The organism is Lentzea kentuckyensis, from assembly GCF_002150765.1.
Classification (GTDB): Bacteria; Actinomycetota; Actinomycetes; order Mycobacteriales; family Pseudonocardiaceae; genus Lentzea; species Lentzea kentuckyensis.
The window spans coordinates 154,899-170,719 of record NZ_MUYM01000015.1 but is presented as its reverse complement, the minus strand read 5'-3'; the positions used below and the strand labels follow the sequence as shown (position 1 = coordinate 170,719).

The window sequence follows — 15,821 nt, the reverse complement described above, 5'->3', positions numbered from 1 at the left end:
GTGGCCGTACGAGTGGTGCTAGCCGATGACGAGGCCCTGCTGCGGCGGGGTCTGAAGGTCCTCCTGGAGGCCGACGGACGGGTTGAGGTGGTCGGCGAGGCGGCCGACGGCGCTGAACTGGTCGACGAAGTGCTGGCCCATCTACCGGACGTGGTGCTGGTGGACGTGCAGATGCCCGGCGTGGACGGCCTGGAAGCGGTCCGCCGCCTGCGCCAGTGGGCCACCCCGCCCGCCATCGCCGTGCTGACCACGTTCGACCTCGACGACTACGTGGCCACCGCCCTGGACCTGGGCGCACAGGGCTTCCTGTTGAAGGACGCCGAACCCGACACCCTGGTCCGCGCCGTGGTCGATCTCGCGGCCGGCGGCGCCGTCCTGGACCCGCGCATCACCGCCCGCCTGCTCCCCCGCCTGCGCGGCTTCCGCGCCAACCGGCAACTGGACTCCCTCTCAGCGCGCGAACGCCAGGTGCTGGAACTGGTGGCCGGCGGCCGTTCGAACCACTCGATCGCCGAGGAACTCTGCCTGTCCGAGGCGACCGTGAAGAGCTACGTCTCCACCGTCCTGACCAAGCTGGGCGTGGAAAATCGGGTGCAGGCGGCTCTCGTCGCGCACCAGGTCGGTGTGTGGTGAAGCCGCTCTACCGCGAAATCCTCACCGTCGGCATCACCACCGGCGTCGTCCTGCTGACCCAGGACCGCCCGTTCCCGTGGTCCCTCTGGACCGCCGTGGGCGCCTCCTTGCTGCTGTCCGTCCGCCTGCGCTGGCCGTGGCTCGCCTCCCTGCTCTGCATCCCGGCCATCGCCGGCGGCCTGGGCTGGGCCCCCGCCCTGGTGGCCCAGTACCACTTGGGGCGCAAGGAGAAGTCCATTCCGGTCCAGGTCTTCTGGGTGCTCCTCATGACGGTCGCCGCGGTAGCCCCGGTCCTGCTGACCGAGTCCATCCCACTCGGCCCCCTGCTCCTGACCACCGCCTTCGTCTTCGGCCTGGCCGCCGCCCCCACCGCACTCGGCGCCCTAGTCACCACCCGCAAGGAACTGACCCAGTCGCTCTACGAGGCCCGCCGAGCCCGAGCCGCCGAACTGGAAGCCCAAGAAACCTCAGCCAGAGCCGCGGAACGAGCCAGAATCGCCCGCGAAATCCACGACGCCGTGGGCCATCACGCCACCCTGATCGCCGTCGAGTCCGCCGCCCTGGCCGCAACCGCCCCAGACCCCTCCGTACGCGAAACAGCGTTGCGTCTACGGGCCCTGGCAAAGGAATCCCTGGCAGAAATGCGCGCCGCCCTGGGCCTGCTGAACTCCGACACCTCCTACCCGTCCCTGCAGGAACTGATCGACCGCGCCCGCGTCGCAGGCGTGTCCGTAACCCTGTCGGAAACGGGCGACACAGCCCTCTCCCCCGCGGTCTCCAGGGCGTTGTTCCGCGTAGTCCAAGAAGCCCTGACCAATGTGACAAAACACGCCCCAGGCGCCACCGTGACGGTGACCGTCGACCGAACCTCCCCAGTCCGGGTGTCGGTCGTGAACGGCCCGGCCGAGCTCCCACCCCTGGGTGACGGAGGCGGCGCCGGCCTGCACGGCCTGTCCGAACGAGTCCGCCTGGCCGGCGGCACCCTGACCACCTCGTACCGCGCGGACGGCGGCTTCAGCGTGTCCGCCGTCCTACCGCCCGGTAAGTCGAAGGTTGACGGACAAGACTCGACTTTCGGAGGTGGTGCCCGATCCTCGGCCAACGCATAGTTCTAGCTGTCGGTCGAGGATCGGGGGATCGGTCGGACCGAGGGACGCGGGGACCCGTACGCCGGGTCCCCGCCGTATTTCCCGAGTTTCCGCAGCTAGACCGCTGTGCGAGGGGCCGTTTTTGATCTCCGTCCGGGGTGCTGTAGGATTCTTTCTGCACGCCGGGAGACCGGAAGTGTGGCCGGGACGTGGCGCAGTTTGGTAGCGCACTTGACTGGGGGTCAAGGGGTCGCAGGTTCAAATCCTGTCGTCCCGACGGTCTAGAAAGGCCCTCTGATCGTGGCATAACGCCTGATCAGAGGGCTTTTCGCATGTCAGCGGTTCGATCATGCTCGTGATCTTGCCGAGGGCCATTTGTGGACCTGAGTGACTAATTGAGTGACTACGGCCTAGCCAGCGAGCGGGAACAGGTCGTCCATCGCTGTCGCTGCCTCCAGCAGGACGGGCCGGATTTGGTGCCGGTAGACCGTCTCCGTGATGTTTGTGCTGCTGTGGCCGACCAGTCGAGCGATGTCCTCAATCTTCACACCAGACGCAGACAGGACCGACACGAAGCTGCCTGTCGACCTGGCTACCACGTTGGACCTGCTGGCCGCGACGTACGCGGACGGCACGGCGGTCGTCACCTCTTTCGATCCTCTGCCGGACACCGGCCCGCACAGCTTGCGCGACATCATGCTGGGCCTCGATGAACGCAACAGGCCACGTGACGACGGCGACCAGAGCAACATCGATGTGCGAGTCATCAAGGACGCCAGCGGCAAGGTGACGGGCTATGTGGTGGACATTCCCGGCACCAAGGACTGGAACGCACCGTGGGATCCCAAGAGCGCCAACGACTCCGGTGTCAACATCGACGCGATGGCGGGCAACCGAACCGTGCTTCAGCAAGGCATCGAGAAGGCACTGCATGAGGCCGGTGCACAGGGTAGCGGTGTCCCCGTGATGCTGGTCGGCCACAGCCAGGGCGGCATCGTGGCCGCCCAGTCGACCAACGACCTCGTCTCGGGTGGGTACAACGTGACGCACGTGGTCACCGCCGGTTCCCCGGTGGGCCGGATCGACATTCCCGACAATGTGCAGATGCTGTCGCTGGAGAACAAGGGCGACATCGTTCCGCACCTCGATGCCACCGACAACCCGAACACTGATAACCGCACGACGGTCACCTTCGACAACCAGACCGGAAACTTCGGCGACAACCACAGCATTGGCGGCTACCGGTACGACGAGAATGATCCGAACAAGCCTCGAGTCGATCAGAACTACGTCGCCGTGGCCAAGCAGCTGGACGAGGGACCGGATCCATCGGTGCGGCGGTTCATGGACAGCACTGGCGCATTCACTCAAGGTAGCGATGAGTCGCAGTTGCTGCGTTATCGAGTGTCGAGGGAAGGCGTGAAATGAGTGCGGCCACGAGGGCGGCGGCTCTGGTCGTGCTCCTGGTCGGGCTGCTGACCGGGTGCAACAGCGTCGTGCAGTACTACGAGGACGTCGACGACCTCGGCAAGAAGATCGTGGCGGACTGGAAGGAGTTGCCCGAAGTCACCGACGCCAGCTACCGCTACCAGCATGGCATCGACTCGGGGCAGCAGCTGGACTTCGAGGTTGTCATCCGTGCTGAGTCGGTCTCGGACGAGCTCATCGACAAGCTGAAGGACATCGGGAGCCGTGACTACTGGCAGAGCACCGCCTACGACCGCGGCAGCATGCCTTTGCGGTTCGCCGCTTATTCCTCGGACAACCCTCCGCCGACTCAATCAGGGCCTGATACGGCGATACACCGTGCCGGGCTCGGTGTTTCCAAGGAAGTCGGGTTGGAGAAGTACGGGCCGAGGCCGACGAGGTGAATGGACGATGACTCCGGACGAATGGCTGGCCGATTTTGAGGCCAAGGCCGCGGAACTGCAGCGCAACGCGGTCGCGTTCCGCCGCCACTTGGAGGCTGCTGGGCAGACCGTTACCTCCGAGGACAAGGCGCTGACTGTGACGGTGGCGCCGAACGGCGCCCTGCTTGATCTCAAGATCGTGCAGAACCCGGAGCTCGCCGCGAAACTGATGGAGTTGGTGCGGCAGGCGAGGGAAGGCGCCGCGGCCAACGTGCTCGGCGAGTTCCGGAACGCGGTCGGCGGACAGGCAGGACAGCTCGACACCGACGTGTCGGTACCTGCGTTCGGTACTCCTGAACCGCGGAAGCCTATGCCGAGGCCGGTCGAGGACGACGACTTCAGTGATAACTCGATCTACCGGCGACCGTAGCGGTTGCACAGCGGACGTCCCAGTACTACCGCGAACCGCACGACGGTCACTTCGGAACCACGATCGATCAGAGTTCTGATCCACCCGCTCGGAGGTTTCGCGGCCGCGAAACCCTTACTGGAGGCGAACCGGGTTGACGTCGACCCGTCACGTGAAACGGGAGGGAGCGGAGTGAGCGCGGTAAGGCGTGTGACCGGTGTCGTGGGCCTGGTTGTGCTGCTGGTCGGGCTGCTGTCCGGTTGCAATCTCTTCGTGCAGTACTACGAGGACGTGGACGAGCTCTGCAAGAAGATCGTGGAGGACTGGAAGGCGCAGGCTGAGGTAGTCGACGCGAGTTACGTCTACGTGCACGGCATCGACTCGGGACAGCAGATCGATCTCGATGTCATCGTCCGCGCGGAGTCGTTCACGGCCGAGGTCTGGGAAAGGCTGGAGGACATCGCGAACCGCGACTACTGGCTGAGCACGGCGTACGACCGGGAGGACCACATGTCGTTTCAGTACGTCGTCTACTCCTCGGACAACCCGCCGGCAAAGGGTGAAGTGGGCCTGTCCAAGTCGATCGGCCACGGCGATATTGGCGTGTCGCCGAAAGTCGGTCTGGAGAAGTACGGGCCGAGACCGACGACGAAGTGAGCGGACGATGACGCCTGATGAGTGGCTGGCCGACTTCGAGGCTAATATGGCCGAGCTGCAACGCAACGCGGCTGGGTTCTGCCGCAAAACTGAAGACGGCTATTTTTCGAAACCAAGTTCTGCTAGCACGCATTTGCGATGAGTAGATCAATCCTGGTGAGAATGCGGCACGCGGCCGTCAGCAACCGGCCAGGGGGCGCGCACACTTTTCGGGTTTCGGCGTGAGCGGATTTGGTCCTCGTGAGACCGTTTTTGGATGTGGTCAGCGGTAACGCCTCTCGACCAGTAGCGATCACCGTCGATCGGCACGGAATCGCTTGGAACCATGTGGAGAATGGACCAGCCCGTGAACTCGAACATCCGCGGGGCGGTGAGCGTGACCAGAACGCTGTTCGTGATCCTATGTGGAGCTACGATGCTCACCCGACCAAGTCCGCGCGGAGTCTCTACAGCGGCGGGCCAGTCAGCTGATGCCGCTGGTCCAGGCCAGCGGCATCGAAATCCCCGCCTTCCTGGCCGGCCCTTACTTCGCCCGCAGCGCCCGCGACCCTCACGCGCCCTGGCGCCAACCCCGTGTCCGTCGAACAGCCGCCTTCGACTCCGGCTGGGTAAGTTCAATCTCGACACGAACAGGACAGGACGTGGTCACACACTTCGAGTCGGCCTTCCGCAGCGCCTGAGGCCAGATCGAAACCTCGTTGACGGCCGCCCCGCGACGAAGGTCTTCCTGTTCTCGCGCCTGAAAATGCACCTCCCTTCCGTCGATCGCAGGTGACGACGCGCACTCCCGATCGGCCGCCCATTCGGAGGAGGGGTAGTTATGATCGTCGATCGTGTTGACCGCGCGGCCGACGGCCGTCCCTGATGCAGCCGTCGATCGTGTGTGGCCAACGCGGCAATCTGAGCGAACCGTGCTCGGCGTGGTCCACAACGTCACCTCCGCGACCCGGCTCTTCGACGTGCTGCCCTTGCTTGCAACAGACCATCGTGTCGAGGTGATCTTCGCCTGCACGGGGTCATCCCCGTTCGCGATGGATGTCGACCCGCATCTCGACAGGAACCGAGTGCGCCAGGTCGGATGGTCGGAGCTCGCGGAGCGTCAGGTCGATCTCGCGATATCGACAAGTCACGGCGGCCCCCTTCACGAGCTGGACAGCCCTATCGTAATTCTGCCCCACGGAATGGGCTACAACAAATACTTGAACCGGAAACCGGAAACCGGGTATTCGGTCTGGCGCCTGAGTGGTTGCTGTCAGAGGGCGTGCCGATCGCCTCATCGCTGGTGTTCTCGCACGACGAGCAGATCGAGCGGCTGAGACAGTCCTGTCCTGCCGCGCTGGACGTGGCCGTTGTCGCGGGTGACCCGTGTTTTGACCGGATGCTCGCAAGCATGCCGCTGCGCCGAACGTATCGCGACGCGTTCGGTCTGCAGCCGGGACAACAGCTCGTGTTCGTCTCGTCGACCTGGGGTCCGGAGTCGCTGTACGGCACCGCGCCGAAATTGGTGCGCGATCTGCGCGACGAATTGCCGCTGGACGAGTTCACCGTCGCGGTTGCCCTGCACCCCAACATCTGGGCGCACCACTCGCCTTGGCAGATCGAGATGTGGCTCGACGACTGCCGTCGTCGTGGGGTGGTACTGGTTCCTCCGGAGGAGGGCTGGCGCGCAGGATTGATCGCATCCGACCTGGTGATCGGTGACCACGGCTCGGTGACGTTCTACGGAGCCGCCTTGGGCAAGCCGACGTTGCTGACAGCGTGGCCGGAAAACGCCGTCGACCCCGCGTCTCCGGTCGGCATGTTCATTGCCGCGGCGGACCGGCTCGACCCTCATCGGCCGCTGCGCGAGCAGGTGCGCGCCACGATCGAGCGCGGCCGGACCCACGAGGAAATCACCAGGTTCACGACGTCGGTGCCAGGAGATGCGGCACGGTTGCTGCGCGCGGAGTTCTACCGCCTGCTCGACCTGCCGGAGCCCGAAACTCCTGCCGTCACCCGCGTCGTTCCCGTGCCCGAGCTGTCGCTGCGACCTCCGGTCGCCGAGATCGTGCGGGCGGACCTGCGGAATTCCGATGATCAGTTGTCTGCTGCCGTCGTGCGGTATGCCGCTGATGTGGCGCCGTTGCCGGCGGGCGCGGGATTGATGGTCAGCACCGACGAACCCTGCTCGGCTCAGTTGGAGCTGGCCGACATCGTGGTGCACGACCAGCCGGGCGACGCACATGGCTGGATCGCCGACACTCTCGACGCGTTTCCCGGTGCTGTACTCGCAACCATGCCCGTCAACCGAACCACCTGGGTGGTGGGTACGCGGGACGCCGGGTTCGTGGAGTTCACGTCGACAGGCGGTGACGGCAGGGTCTGGTCGGTCGTCGTGCTGGCGTGGTTGCGGGAAGGTCGTAACGTCACCGACTTTCCCGCTCTCGTTCACCTGCAAGCAGATCAAGCCAGCTCGGCCAGCCTTTGCCGGGACGCCAGCGCGGAATGGAGCAGCCCGCGCTCCTCGTAGATCGTCAACGCTTCGCGGTACAGCTCGATGGCAGCATCGCGGTCGGTTTCGAGCTGCGCCAGTGCTTCCAGGATCTCCGCTCGGTCGGCCTGGTGCTTGTGTTCAGTCACCAGGGCGAGTGCTTCCCGCAGCCGCGGACCGCCTTCGCTGCCGTGCTTCCGTCCTTGCCACAGCAACACTTTCGCCAAGTTCTGCGGCTCAGGCACAGGTAGCGACCGGAACCCTTCGTAGGCTCGCTCCAGCAACACCAGCGCCTGCTCGGCCGCTTCGGGCTTGGCACCGTGCAGACACGCCAAGGCGATACGTCGTGGATCGCGGGTCGCTTCCGCCAGCTCCAGGTTGCGCCTCAACCACAACACCGCTTGAGTGAGATCGCCGCCGTCGAACGCGGCGAGGCCGGCACCTTCCAGCGCCGTGGCAACCAGTTCCACGCCGCCCGCCGTCTCCGCGAGCCTGATCGCCGCGGTACACGAGTCGACCGCATCGCGGAACCGGCCGAGGCTGCGATACGCGAAGCCCCGCTGCACCAGCAGGAGCGCTTTCTCCCGATCAGCGTGCAGGTGGTCTGCGGCACGAAGGCCGAGCGCATGGGTGGCCACCAGGTCATCGGCGTACTTCTCTGCCAGGAACAACCACCACTGCGAGACACACAACCGCAAGACCGAGTCGAGCTCACCGAGTTCGAACGCGACGCTCACCGCCGCACGCAGGTTCACCCGCTCGGCTCGCAGCCACGCGCCGGGATCGACCGAAGCGGGATGCGTGCTGTCCACAAGGGATTCCGGGAGGAACTCGGCACGCCATGACCGCGGTGGCAACAATCCAGTGGCTGCCGTGACGGCACCCGTCACATACCACCCGACCATCGACCGGGTAGCGGCAAAACGGTGCGCCGCGTCATCGACGGTGTCGGCGACCAGCCGCGCGTGCTCGTGCACGAGCTTGTGAACGGTCAGTCTGCCGGCGCGAGGTTGATCGATCGTGCGCATGTCCCGAAGTTCACGGATCACCGGACGCAACTCCGCCTCCTCGACCCCCAACGCGGTCACCAGCACTGCCACGGACAGGTCGTCGGCGTACGGATGAAGGCCCATCGCTCGGTAGCAGCGCTGTCCGAGGCGGCTGAGCCTGCGGTATCCGGCATCGAACACGGTGCCCAGCGACGGCTCGCCGCCCACGCTCACACGCGTGATTCCTGTCGCCGGGTCCTTCAGTTCGTCCAGCAGTTCCGCCAGTGGCATGTCCGGTGACTCGGCAAGCAGCACGCCCACCACACACAACGCGGCTGGCAAGCCTGCGCACATGGCGACCAGGGCATCACGAGCAGAAATTTCGTCGTCAACGCGGTCCCCCACGAAGACGCGAAGCAGTTCTACTGCCATCTCTGCCTCGAGCGGCTCGACGTCCACAAAAGCAGCGTTGTTCTGCAACAGGGTGCCGAACGCCCCGTGACCCGTGACCACGACCAGCGAGGCGCCTTTGCCCGGTAGCAGCGCGCGCACCTGGGCGGGCGTCACCGCATCGTCGAGCATCACCTGAAAAGACCTGCCGTGGGTCAGTGACCGGAACATGTTGTGCCGCGCCTCGAGGTCCGCGGGAATCTGCGCTCGGTCAACCCCGAGTGCGCCCAGGAATCCGGCCAGCACCTCGCTCGGCGCGCTCACCTGATCGGTCCACGCACCGAGGTTCGCGTAGAGCTGCCCGTCGGGGAAATGATCCGCGCGGCGGTGCAGCCAATGCACGGCGACTGTCGTCTTCCCGCTACCGCGCTGGCCGCGCAGCACTCTGATCACCGGGCCCTCGGCGCTCACCGCGTCCAATGCCTCGTCGAGTGCACGGAGTGTCCGCTTCTGGTTGACCAGCTTCGTGATCGCTCCGGGCAGCTGGCGCGGCCGCGGCATCTGCTTCTGCGAACCGTGGAAGTGGATCTCACCGACGGAGCCGGCCTGAACGACGTTGCCCGCCGACCCGTCCACCATGTTCGTCACGTCGGGCTCGCCCGCCATGCCGCGCCTCCCACGCTCCGGCAAAGATCGATCCGGTCAGCTTATCGGTCGCGTGACGACGGCGGCACGCGTTGTGATCACGCCCTGGCGAGGTCGTTCCGCATGAGATCGCGCATGACGCGGACAGCCTGGTGAAACTCCTCGTCGGCCTCTTTGACCACGGGAGCCGTCGCCGGATTGCTCAACACGAGCTCGGCCCACCGCTCAGCCGAGTCGAGCACAGCTGTGAGCGCCCCGTCTGCGAGTTCGGGAGCGTTCAGCTCGATGTACGCCGCAGCGTCGCGGAGCGCGACCAATGCCGCTTCGCTGGTGCCGGAACGCAGGGCAGGACGCAGGGCTCGTGCCGCGACCAGGAACTTCGCATAGGTGTCTTCACGGTTCTGCTGGTGGCGTTCCTCGCGCTTGGCGCGTCGTTCGATTTCGGCGAGGCGGAAGGCACGCATCGTGTTGAGCCACTGGGCGCCAAGCGCACCGAAGACACTCAGCACGGCCACGAGCATCGTCACCCAGATCGGAGTCACGTCAGCACCGTACCGATTCCGTGATCACGTCGTCGGATGCCAGGTACGGTGAGCTGGAGTTGAGTACCTGCGGGAGTGGATTGTGTCGTCAAGCCGGTGGCTGAAGGTGCCGCTCGGACCTCACGGTCCCAGGTGGCGGACGGTGGCCGCCGAGCGCTCGGTGCTGGCCGTCGCCCACACCGTGACGGCTCTCAACCGCCTGGCCGACATCCTTCCGGTGTTCGACAGCGATCAGCGGGTGCAGATCGTCTACACGTGCCCGCAGGCTTCTGCGGTGACCAACGGCGTGGAGGAACACCTCGCATCGATGGGCGCGCTGATCATGCCGTGGGATCAGGTGACCGTGACCGAGTTCGACCTTGCACTGTCGGTACACAATAGTGGGAATCTGCACGACATCAACGCACCGCTCGCAATTCTTTCGCACGGAATTGGCTACACTAAGCATTCACCCGGGAAACCGGAAACCGGAAACCGGAAACCGGAAACCGGAAACCGGAAACCGGAAACCGGAAACCGCTCCGTCTACGGCCTGTCGCGCGAATGGCTGGTGCGGGACGGTGCGGTAGTGCCTCGCGCGGTGGTGTTGTCGCACGACGAGCAGTACGCCCGCCTGGCCGATGCGGTTCCCGAAGCGCTGGGATCCTCAGTGGTGGCGGGCGATCCGTGCTTCGACCGGATGGCGGTGAGCGAACCGCGACGCCGCGAGTACCGAGGCGCGCTGGGCGCGGACGACGACATGACGGTCGTGGTGGTTTCGTCGACCTGGGGACCGGATTCCCTGTTGGGGCGCAACCCGCACCTCATCGCCCACGTGCTGGCGGAACTGCCGAGTGACCGACATGTCGTGGCCGCCGTACTCCACCCGAACACGTGGTACGCGCACGGACCCGCGCAGATCAGGCTGTGGCTCGGCGACTGCCTGCGCGCAGGCCTGCGGCTGATTCCTCCCGCGGAGGGCTGGCAGCAGGCGGTGCTGGCCGCCGACGTGGTGATCGGCGATTTCGGCGCGGTGACCGGATACGCGGCGTGCGTGGGACGGGCGACGCTGCTGGCTTCGTTCCCTGAGGACCAGATCGCCGAGGGGTCCGCGATGGACGAACTGGGACGCACTGCGAGGCGACTCGACCCCGCATCGGCATTCCTCCCGCAGTTCGACGCCGCGCTTGCGGACGCCGCAGCCGGCCAGTTCGCGAAGGTGCGTGAACTCGCGACCTCGCTACCTGGCTCATCGGCTGCCGTCTTGAGGAAAGCCTTCTACGACCTCATGGCGCTCCCCGAGCCGACACGAGCACCATTGGTCCCGCGCTATGCCGCGCACGCACTGCTGCCCGAGCGGATGCCGGTCGCCGCGTGGTGGGTCACCGCACAGTGGCACGGCGACCATGACGCCGAGGTGACGAGGTGGCCCGCGGACGTCGACGCCCGTGACGAACAGCCTCCGAACACCATCGACCGGCATCTGGTGGTGGAGCAGGCTCATCCCCGCCGAGATCTGCACGGCAATGCGGCCATCGTGATGCTCGAGGATCTGCGCGAGGCCAGCGAGACGTTCACTCGCCGGCCGACCTGCAGGTTGGTCATCACGGGCAATGAAGTCGTGCACCGCGACAAAGGCGTTGTCGCGCAAGGTCTGTCTGATGTGGACGAATCCCTCGCTTGCGCGTCCGCGATCTACGCCTGGCTCTCCACCGGCCGCACGTGGGAGGCACTACCCGACAGGGTGACGCTGCGGATCGGCGGCCGTCAGATCGAGGTAGCGCTCAGCCGCCCGAACCTTCCTCCTCGACCTCCTTCAGCAGAGCGTTCACCCCATCCGCCTCGGCGTCCCCCAGCGTGATGTACAGCTCCATCGCCGACCGGAGGGCCTCGGCGGCGCCCCGGAAGTCACGGCCGGCCCGCAAGGCAGCGCCGAGTTGTCGCAAGGCGCCGGCCTCGGCACGAGCGGTCTGGTCGCCGGAGAACAGCCTGGCAGCCTGGTTGTAGTGCTGAGCGGCTTCGGCGGGGTTACCGGTGCCGAGGGCAGCATCCCCCAGTACGAGCAGGCACTTGGCGTGGTTGTCCGTCTCGTGGGCCGACTCGAAGTGCTCGATCGCCGTGGCCGCCAGGCTCGCTGCGCGGTCCCAGCTCTGAAGCTTCACCCATGCCCTCGCGCGGTGCAGGGTCAACAGCGCCCGCATCCGGATCCGTTGCTGTTCCGGGATTGCCTGCCCGGACCGTTCGACGACCGCCTCGGACTCGTCGAAGCAGCGGAACGCCGTCTCCATGTCGCGCTCCGCGGCGGCGGTCTTGCCGAGCCACTCCCACGCGCTCTGCTCGCCGTGCCGGTGCCCGGCCTCGACGGCAGCACGCAGCGAGACCTCGAAGTCCTGCCGCGCGAGCGCCGTGTTCCCGGCGGCGAGATGTGCGGAGCCCCTTTGCGACGTGACCTGCATCAGACCCGTCACGTTCCCGCTCGCCTCCGCGGAACGGACTCCGAGCTGGTGGCTGTCGAGCCACACGTCGACGTGCCCGTGCAGGTGCAGGTACTTGAAGACCGCGACACAGAGCTGCCATGCGATGTCATGCAGGTTCTGCTCGTGCGCGGCGCGCACGCAGGCAACGACCGAGGCCCATTCGACGTCGAACCAGGCCGTGGCGTCCTTCCGCGGAAGCGGGGCCGGATTGGTCGTGACGTACCTGTCGAACTCGGGACCGACCCGCCACCGGTTCGCCAGTGCCGCGTCACGTGGGATCGCCTCGCGGAGATACCACGTCGTGATCCTCTCGACCGCCGGCCTCACGACCTCGGGACCGTCAACCTCCTGTGCGAGACGAAGAGCGTGCGCGCGCACGACCCGGTAGAACGAGTACCTGTCCCGATCAGTGTCATGGACCAGCAGGTTGAGATCGGACAACTCGTCGAGCACCTGTTCGGCCCGATCGCGGTCGACGTCCAGCGCCACCGCCGCAGCGTCGATCCCGAACTTCGGTCCGGGCAGCAGCGCCAGGCGGCGGAGTGCGAGCTGCAGATCACGCACCAGGCTGAAGGTGGCGTTCAGGAACCTCGTCACGCGCTGCGAATGGTCCATGGCCAGCAGCGCCTCATCCGAGGCCCGCAGTTCCCGGAGATACCGTTCCACGGCGCGCTGAGGCCGCCTCACGAGTTGCGCACCCAGGATCCGGATCAACAACGGGAAGCCGTCGCAGATCTCGGTCAGCTCGTCGATGACCTCGGCAGGCAACTCGGCCGCACCCGGCCCCATGCAGGCCACGAGCAGGTCCCTCGACTCCGCACGCGGCAACCTGCTCAACGACACATCCGCGAAGTCGTGCTGGAACAACTCACGCAACATCACCCGAGCCGTCACCACCACCGCGGCCTCCGGCGAGGAGGTGGGGATCAGCCTCGTGACCTGTTCCGCACTCGCCACGTCCGTGATCAGCATCAGGAACCGCTTACCCGCGGACAGCCGCTGAAACGCCTCCGCACGGGCAGCGTCCGAACTGGCCAGATCCGCGTCGGCCACACCCAGACCTCGCAGCGCCTGCCCGAGCATCTCGCCCTGCTGGACCAGCTTGCCGTCAGGCTGTCGAGCAGCCACCTCGATGTAGGCGTCGTCGAACGCCGACCGGTGCTCGTGGAAGAACTCACTGGCCAGGCTCGTACGTCCGATGCCGTCCGGGCCGTGCAGGTACACCAGGCAGGGACGTCCCTCCGCCCGCCGCTCGTCCAGCAACCGGCTCATTTCCGTCCGTGCGCCGACACGGTTCAGAAACGGACGAGCACGACGCGGACCGACTACGACGCTCCCCACTTTGCCCTCCCCTGAGCAACATCATCAGAACGGCCACAGTAACGCCCGAGCACGATCTCGCGGCATCCATCGGAAGCGTCCTGCTGCGTGTGGTGGTCGCGCGACAACGGCTCGCACTGGGCTGCGATCATGGTCGGCAGGACTGACTGGGGGGTTGGTGTGGTGATTCAGGAGTGCTCGACCGCGGGCTGTGCGAACCCGGCGGCGTTCAGGTCGAGGACCAGGCCCGCGTGGTGTGAGGCGTGCATCGCGGAGATCCTGCGCATCGGCGGGCTCGAGGCCGTCGAGCCGTTCAGCAAGCCGTCGGCGTGGTGGTTGACCCGATGTCTTGAGTGCGGCGTGGAGGCGCACTACAAGTTCGAGTACGTGGTGGACAAGAACAAGATCGATGAGAAGACGTGCCGGGCGTGTTGCTGGCGGCCAGAGCCGCGTGATCGGGCATGGACCGAGCTCTGGTCAGCGGACCGGGCTACTGCGCACCTGAACGAACACGGCTACGACTTCGTCACCACGGTCAAAGGCGGTTACGACCCGGTCGTCGCGCGGTTCCAGGCCTGCGGTCACATCAGCGTCAGGCAGATGTCCGATGTCGGGTTCGGGTGTCGGTGCAGCACCAACACCCGGTCAGCAAATCCGGCGTCCAAGCGGCCCGGCCGCGAGCTGCTGATCGAATCCGGTTCTCCCGCTCTCCAGTGGTGGGATCACGAGCACAACGACGTGTCGACGTTGCAGACCGCCACAGTGCGCGCGACACGAACCTGTCACTGGATCTGCCCGGATTGCGGTCAGTCCTTCATGGCGAAGGTCAACGACATGGCCACCACGCCGTCCTGTCCCAGCTGCTCTGCCCAGCGAAGGTCGAAGTGGCAGGTGGAATACGACAGGTTGACCGTCACCCCTGTCTCCGCCGTACCCGAGTTGGCCGCGGCCTGGGCTGACGACCTCGACCCCAGCGCAGTGATGGTGGCCGGCGGCAGCGTCGGACGGTTCAGGTGCCCGAACGGTCACCACCCGCGCATCAGCCCGCTGACGTATCTCCAGAACGGCTGCCCGCACTGTCACGCCACCAAGGCGGACAAACGCTGGCTGGCCGACACGCTGCCGGAGATCGCCTCGCAGTGGCACCCGAGCCTCAACGGCAAGCTGACGCCTCAGACCGTGGTGTGGGACTCGAAGCGCACCGTGTGGTGGCGCACCGACTGCTGCGAACACGAGTGGCAGGAGTCGGTGCGCGACAGGGACAAGTACAAACGCCTGCGCTGCCCGCGTTGCAAAACAATTCTCGGATCGATGGCCTGGCACGACCCCGGCTTGGCCGCCGAGTGGAGTCCGGCCAACCCTGTCAGCGCGTGGCAGGTGCGGCCGCACGCGAAAACCGCCTTCGTCCCGAAGTGGATCTGCGCCACGAATCCGGCGCATGTCTGGGAAGCGCCTCTCTCGGCTCGGTCGGACGGCGCGGAGTGCCCGGAATGCCGTGAGACCGGCAAGTCCCGGGTCGAGCTGGACCACTTCGAAGCAGCGAAAGACCTGTTCGGCACTGCTCGCTCGGGTGTGGTCCTGCGAGACAAGCGGTTCACGTCACGCGACTCGTGGAGCGCGGACATCAGCGTCTCCGTTGACGGACGCACGGTGGTGATCGAATATGACGGCGCCTACTGGCACGCGGCCCCCGCCAAGCTTCTCGTCGACCAGCGCAAGAGCCAGGATCTGCTGGCCGCGGGCTACGTCGTCGTGCGGTTACGTGAGGACGACCTGCCGGCGTTGACGATCAATCACCCCTGCTACCGGGAAATCCGGGTCTACTCGACAGCCCCGAGACCACACGTGGTCATGGCGGAAATCCACAGCTGGACTCGGCTTCTGTGATGGTCGATGGCAACGCGAACGGGACTTGCGCCGCTCCTGACTGCGGACGGGAGTCGCGGTGGCCTCGGCTCAGACGTGCGGTGGGCTTCTGCGACCAATGCCTCACCACAATGGCAGAGGCCTGCGATGCGACGATCGTTCAGCTCGGAGATCACGCACACGCCCGCTTTCGAACACGACACAACCCGTGCGCAGCGGTTGTGGACGTATCGCTGGCGATGCTGCGGCGCGGCGGGTGGACCTGCCAGATGTGCAAGTGGTTCGAGCTCGGTCCCCGGAACCGACGACTCGGCGCGGTCACGCAGTGGTGGCCGGTGGCGAGGCAGGAGCAACTGCTGCAGGCCGCCGGTATGCGATCCCTGCTCCCGCTCGGTGACGCCGACGGCGACGAACCCGTCAACTACGAGTGCCTCGACTGTGGCGGCGCGGCAGCGGACAGTCTGTTCGGCATCTCCGATTCCTGCTCTGGATCTGCGGTCGAAGTG

At 66.1% G+C, this 15,821-nt stretch carries 13 protein-coding genes and 1 tRNA gene; 10 read left to right on the top strand and 4 right to left on the bottom strand.

Annotation, left to right across the window (positions count from 1 at the left end):
* The 7 genes from B0F77_RS09195 (at window position 1) to B0F77_RS09160 (ending at window position 4,637) form a co-directional block, all read left to right on the top strand.
* Window positions 1–633: a response regulator gene (locus B0F77_RS09195; RefSeq protein ID WP_169730906.1), complete on the top strand. Its 633-nt coding sequence runs from the start codon at window positions 1–3 to the stop codon at window positions 631–633.
* Window positions 627–1,742: a sensor histidine kinase gene (locus B0F77_RS09190; RefSeq protein WP_245847908.1), complete on the top strand. Its 1,116-nt coding sequence runs from the start codon at window positions 627–629 to the stop codon at window positions 1,740–1,742. The genes B0F77_RS09195 and B0F77_RS09190 overlap by 7 nt, the downstream gene beginning before the upstream one ends.
* A 182-nt stretch (window positions 1,743–1,924) precedes the next feature.
* A tRNA-Pro gene (locus B0F77_RS09185) sits at window positions 1,925–1,998 on the top strand.
* A 221-nt stretch (window positions 1,999–2,219) separates the two neighbouring features.
* Window positions 2,220–3,149 carry a lipase family protein gene (locus B0F77_RS09175; protein ID WP_143466649.1) on the top strand — a complete coding sequence of 310 codons (930 nt, stop codon included), beginning with the start codon at window positions 2,220–2,222 and terminating at the stop codon, window positions 3,147–3,149.
* A complete protein-coding gene (locus B0F77_RS09170; protein WP_086662367.1) occupies window positions 3,146–3,592 on the top strand; it encodes a hypothetical protein in 447 nt (148 codons plus the stop codon). Before B0F77_RS09175 ends, B0F77_RS09170 begins: the two co-directional genes overlap by 4 nt.
* A 7-nt stretch (window positions 3,593–3,599) precedes the next feature.
* Window positions 3,600–4,001, top strand: coding sequence for a YbaB/EbfC family nucleoid-associated protein (locus B0F77_RS09165; RefSeq protein ID WP_086662366.1), 402 nt, complete (start codon window positions 3,600–3,602; stop codon window positions 3,999–4,001).
* Window positions 4,002–4,190: 189 nt separating this feature from the next.
* A complete protein-coding gene (locus tag B0F77_RS09160) occupies window positions 4,191–4,637 on the top strand; it encodes a hypothetical protein (RefSeq protein WP_086662365.1) in 447 nt (148 codons plus the stop codon).
* Between the two features lie 550 nt (window positions 4,638–5,187).
* Here the strand turns inward: B0F77_RS09160 and B0F77_RS47000 are convergent.
* The gene (locus B0F77_RS47000) at window positions 5,188–5,649 is read right to left on the bottom strand and encodes a hypothetical protein (protein WP_143466648.1); all 462 of its coding nucleotides are present in this window, start codon (window positions 5,647–5,649) and stop codon (window positions 5,188–5,190) included.
* A 66-nt stretch (window positions 5,650–5,715) separates the two neighbouring features.
* On the opposite strand from B0F77_RS47000, the gene B0F77_RS09155 reads away from it, so the two are divergent.
* Complete coding sequence (locus B0F77_RS09155) at window positions 5,716–7,146, top strand: hypothetical protein (protein WP_143466647.1); 1,431 nt, start codon at window positions 5,716–5,718, stop codon at window positions 7,144–7,146.
* Here the strand turns inward: B0F77_RS09155 and B0F77_RS09150 are convergent.
* Both B0F77_RS09150 and B0F77_RS09145 read right to left on the bottom strand, forming a co-directional pair.
* A complete protein-coding gene (locus tag B0F77_RS09150) occupies window positions 7,080–8,930 on the bottom strand; it encodes an NB-ARC domain-containing protein (RefSeq protein ID WP_245847907.1) in 1,851 nt (616 codons plus the stop codon). The genes B0F77_RS09155 and B0F77_RS09150 overlap by 67 nt on opposite strands.
* Window positions 8,931–9,229: 299 nt before the next feature.
* Entirely contained in the window at window positions 9,230–9,673 is a 444-nt protein-coding gene (locus B0F77_RS09145) for a hypothetical protein (RefSeq protein WP_086662362.1), read from the bottom strand.
* Window positions 9,674–9,815: 142 nt separating this feature from the next.
* On the opposite strand from B0F77_RS09145, the gene B0F77_RS09140 reads away from it, so the two are divergent.
* Entirely contained in the window at window positions 9,816–11,513 is a 1,698-nt protein-coding gene (locus B0F77_RS09140) for a hypothetical protein (protein WP_086662361.1), read from the top strand.
* On the opposite strand, the gene B0F77_RS09135 is transcribed toward B0F77_RS09140, so the two are convergent.
* Entirely contained in the window at window positions 11,437–13,401 is a 1,965-nt protein-coding gene (locus B0F77_RS09135) for an NB-ARC domain-containing protein (protein ID WP_086662360.1), read from the bottom strand. The genes B0F77_RS09140 and B0F77_RS09135 overlap by 77 nt on opposite strands.
* Before the next feature lie 228 nt (window positions 13,402–13,629).
* On the opposite strand from B0F77_RS09135, the gene B0F77_RS09130 reads away from it, so the two are divergent.
* Window positions 13,630–15,336 (top strand): zinc-ribbon domain-containing protein, encoded by a 1,707-nt coding sequence (locus B0F77_RS09130; RefSeq protein WP_086662476.1) that lies wholly within the window; start codon window positions 13,630–13,632, stop codon window positions 15,334–15,336.
* Window positions 15,337–15,821 lie beyond the last annotated feature (485 nt).

Excerpts from the sequence above, each read along its gene's own strand:
- B0F77_RS09170 (WP_086662367.1), top strand. The coding sequence starts at position 3,146 with ATGAGTGCGGCCACGAGGGCGGCGGCTCTGGTCGTGCTCCTGGTCGGG.
- B0F77_RS09155 (WP_143466647.1), top strand. The coding sequence starts at position 5,716 with ATGGTCGGAGCTCGCGGAGCGTCAGGTCGATCTCGCGATATCGACAAG.
- B0F77_RS09135 (WP_086662360.1), bottom strand. The coding sequence starts at position 13,401 with ATGAGCCGGTTGCTGGACGAGCGGCGGGCGGAGGGACGTCCCTGCCTG.
- B0F77_RS09175 (WP_143466649.1), top strand. The coding sequence starts at position 2,220 with ATGTTTGTGCTGCTGTGGCCGACCAGTCGAGCGATGTCCTCAATCTTC.
- B0F77_RS09165 (WP_086662366.1), top strand. The coding sequence starts at position 3,600 with ATGACTCCGGACGAATGGCTGGCCGATTTTGAGGCCAAGGCCGCGGAA.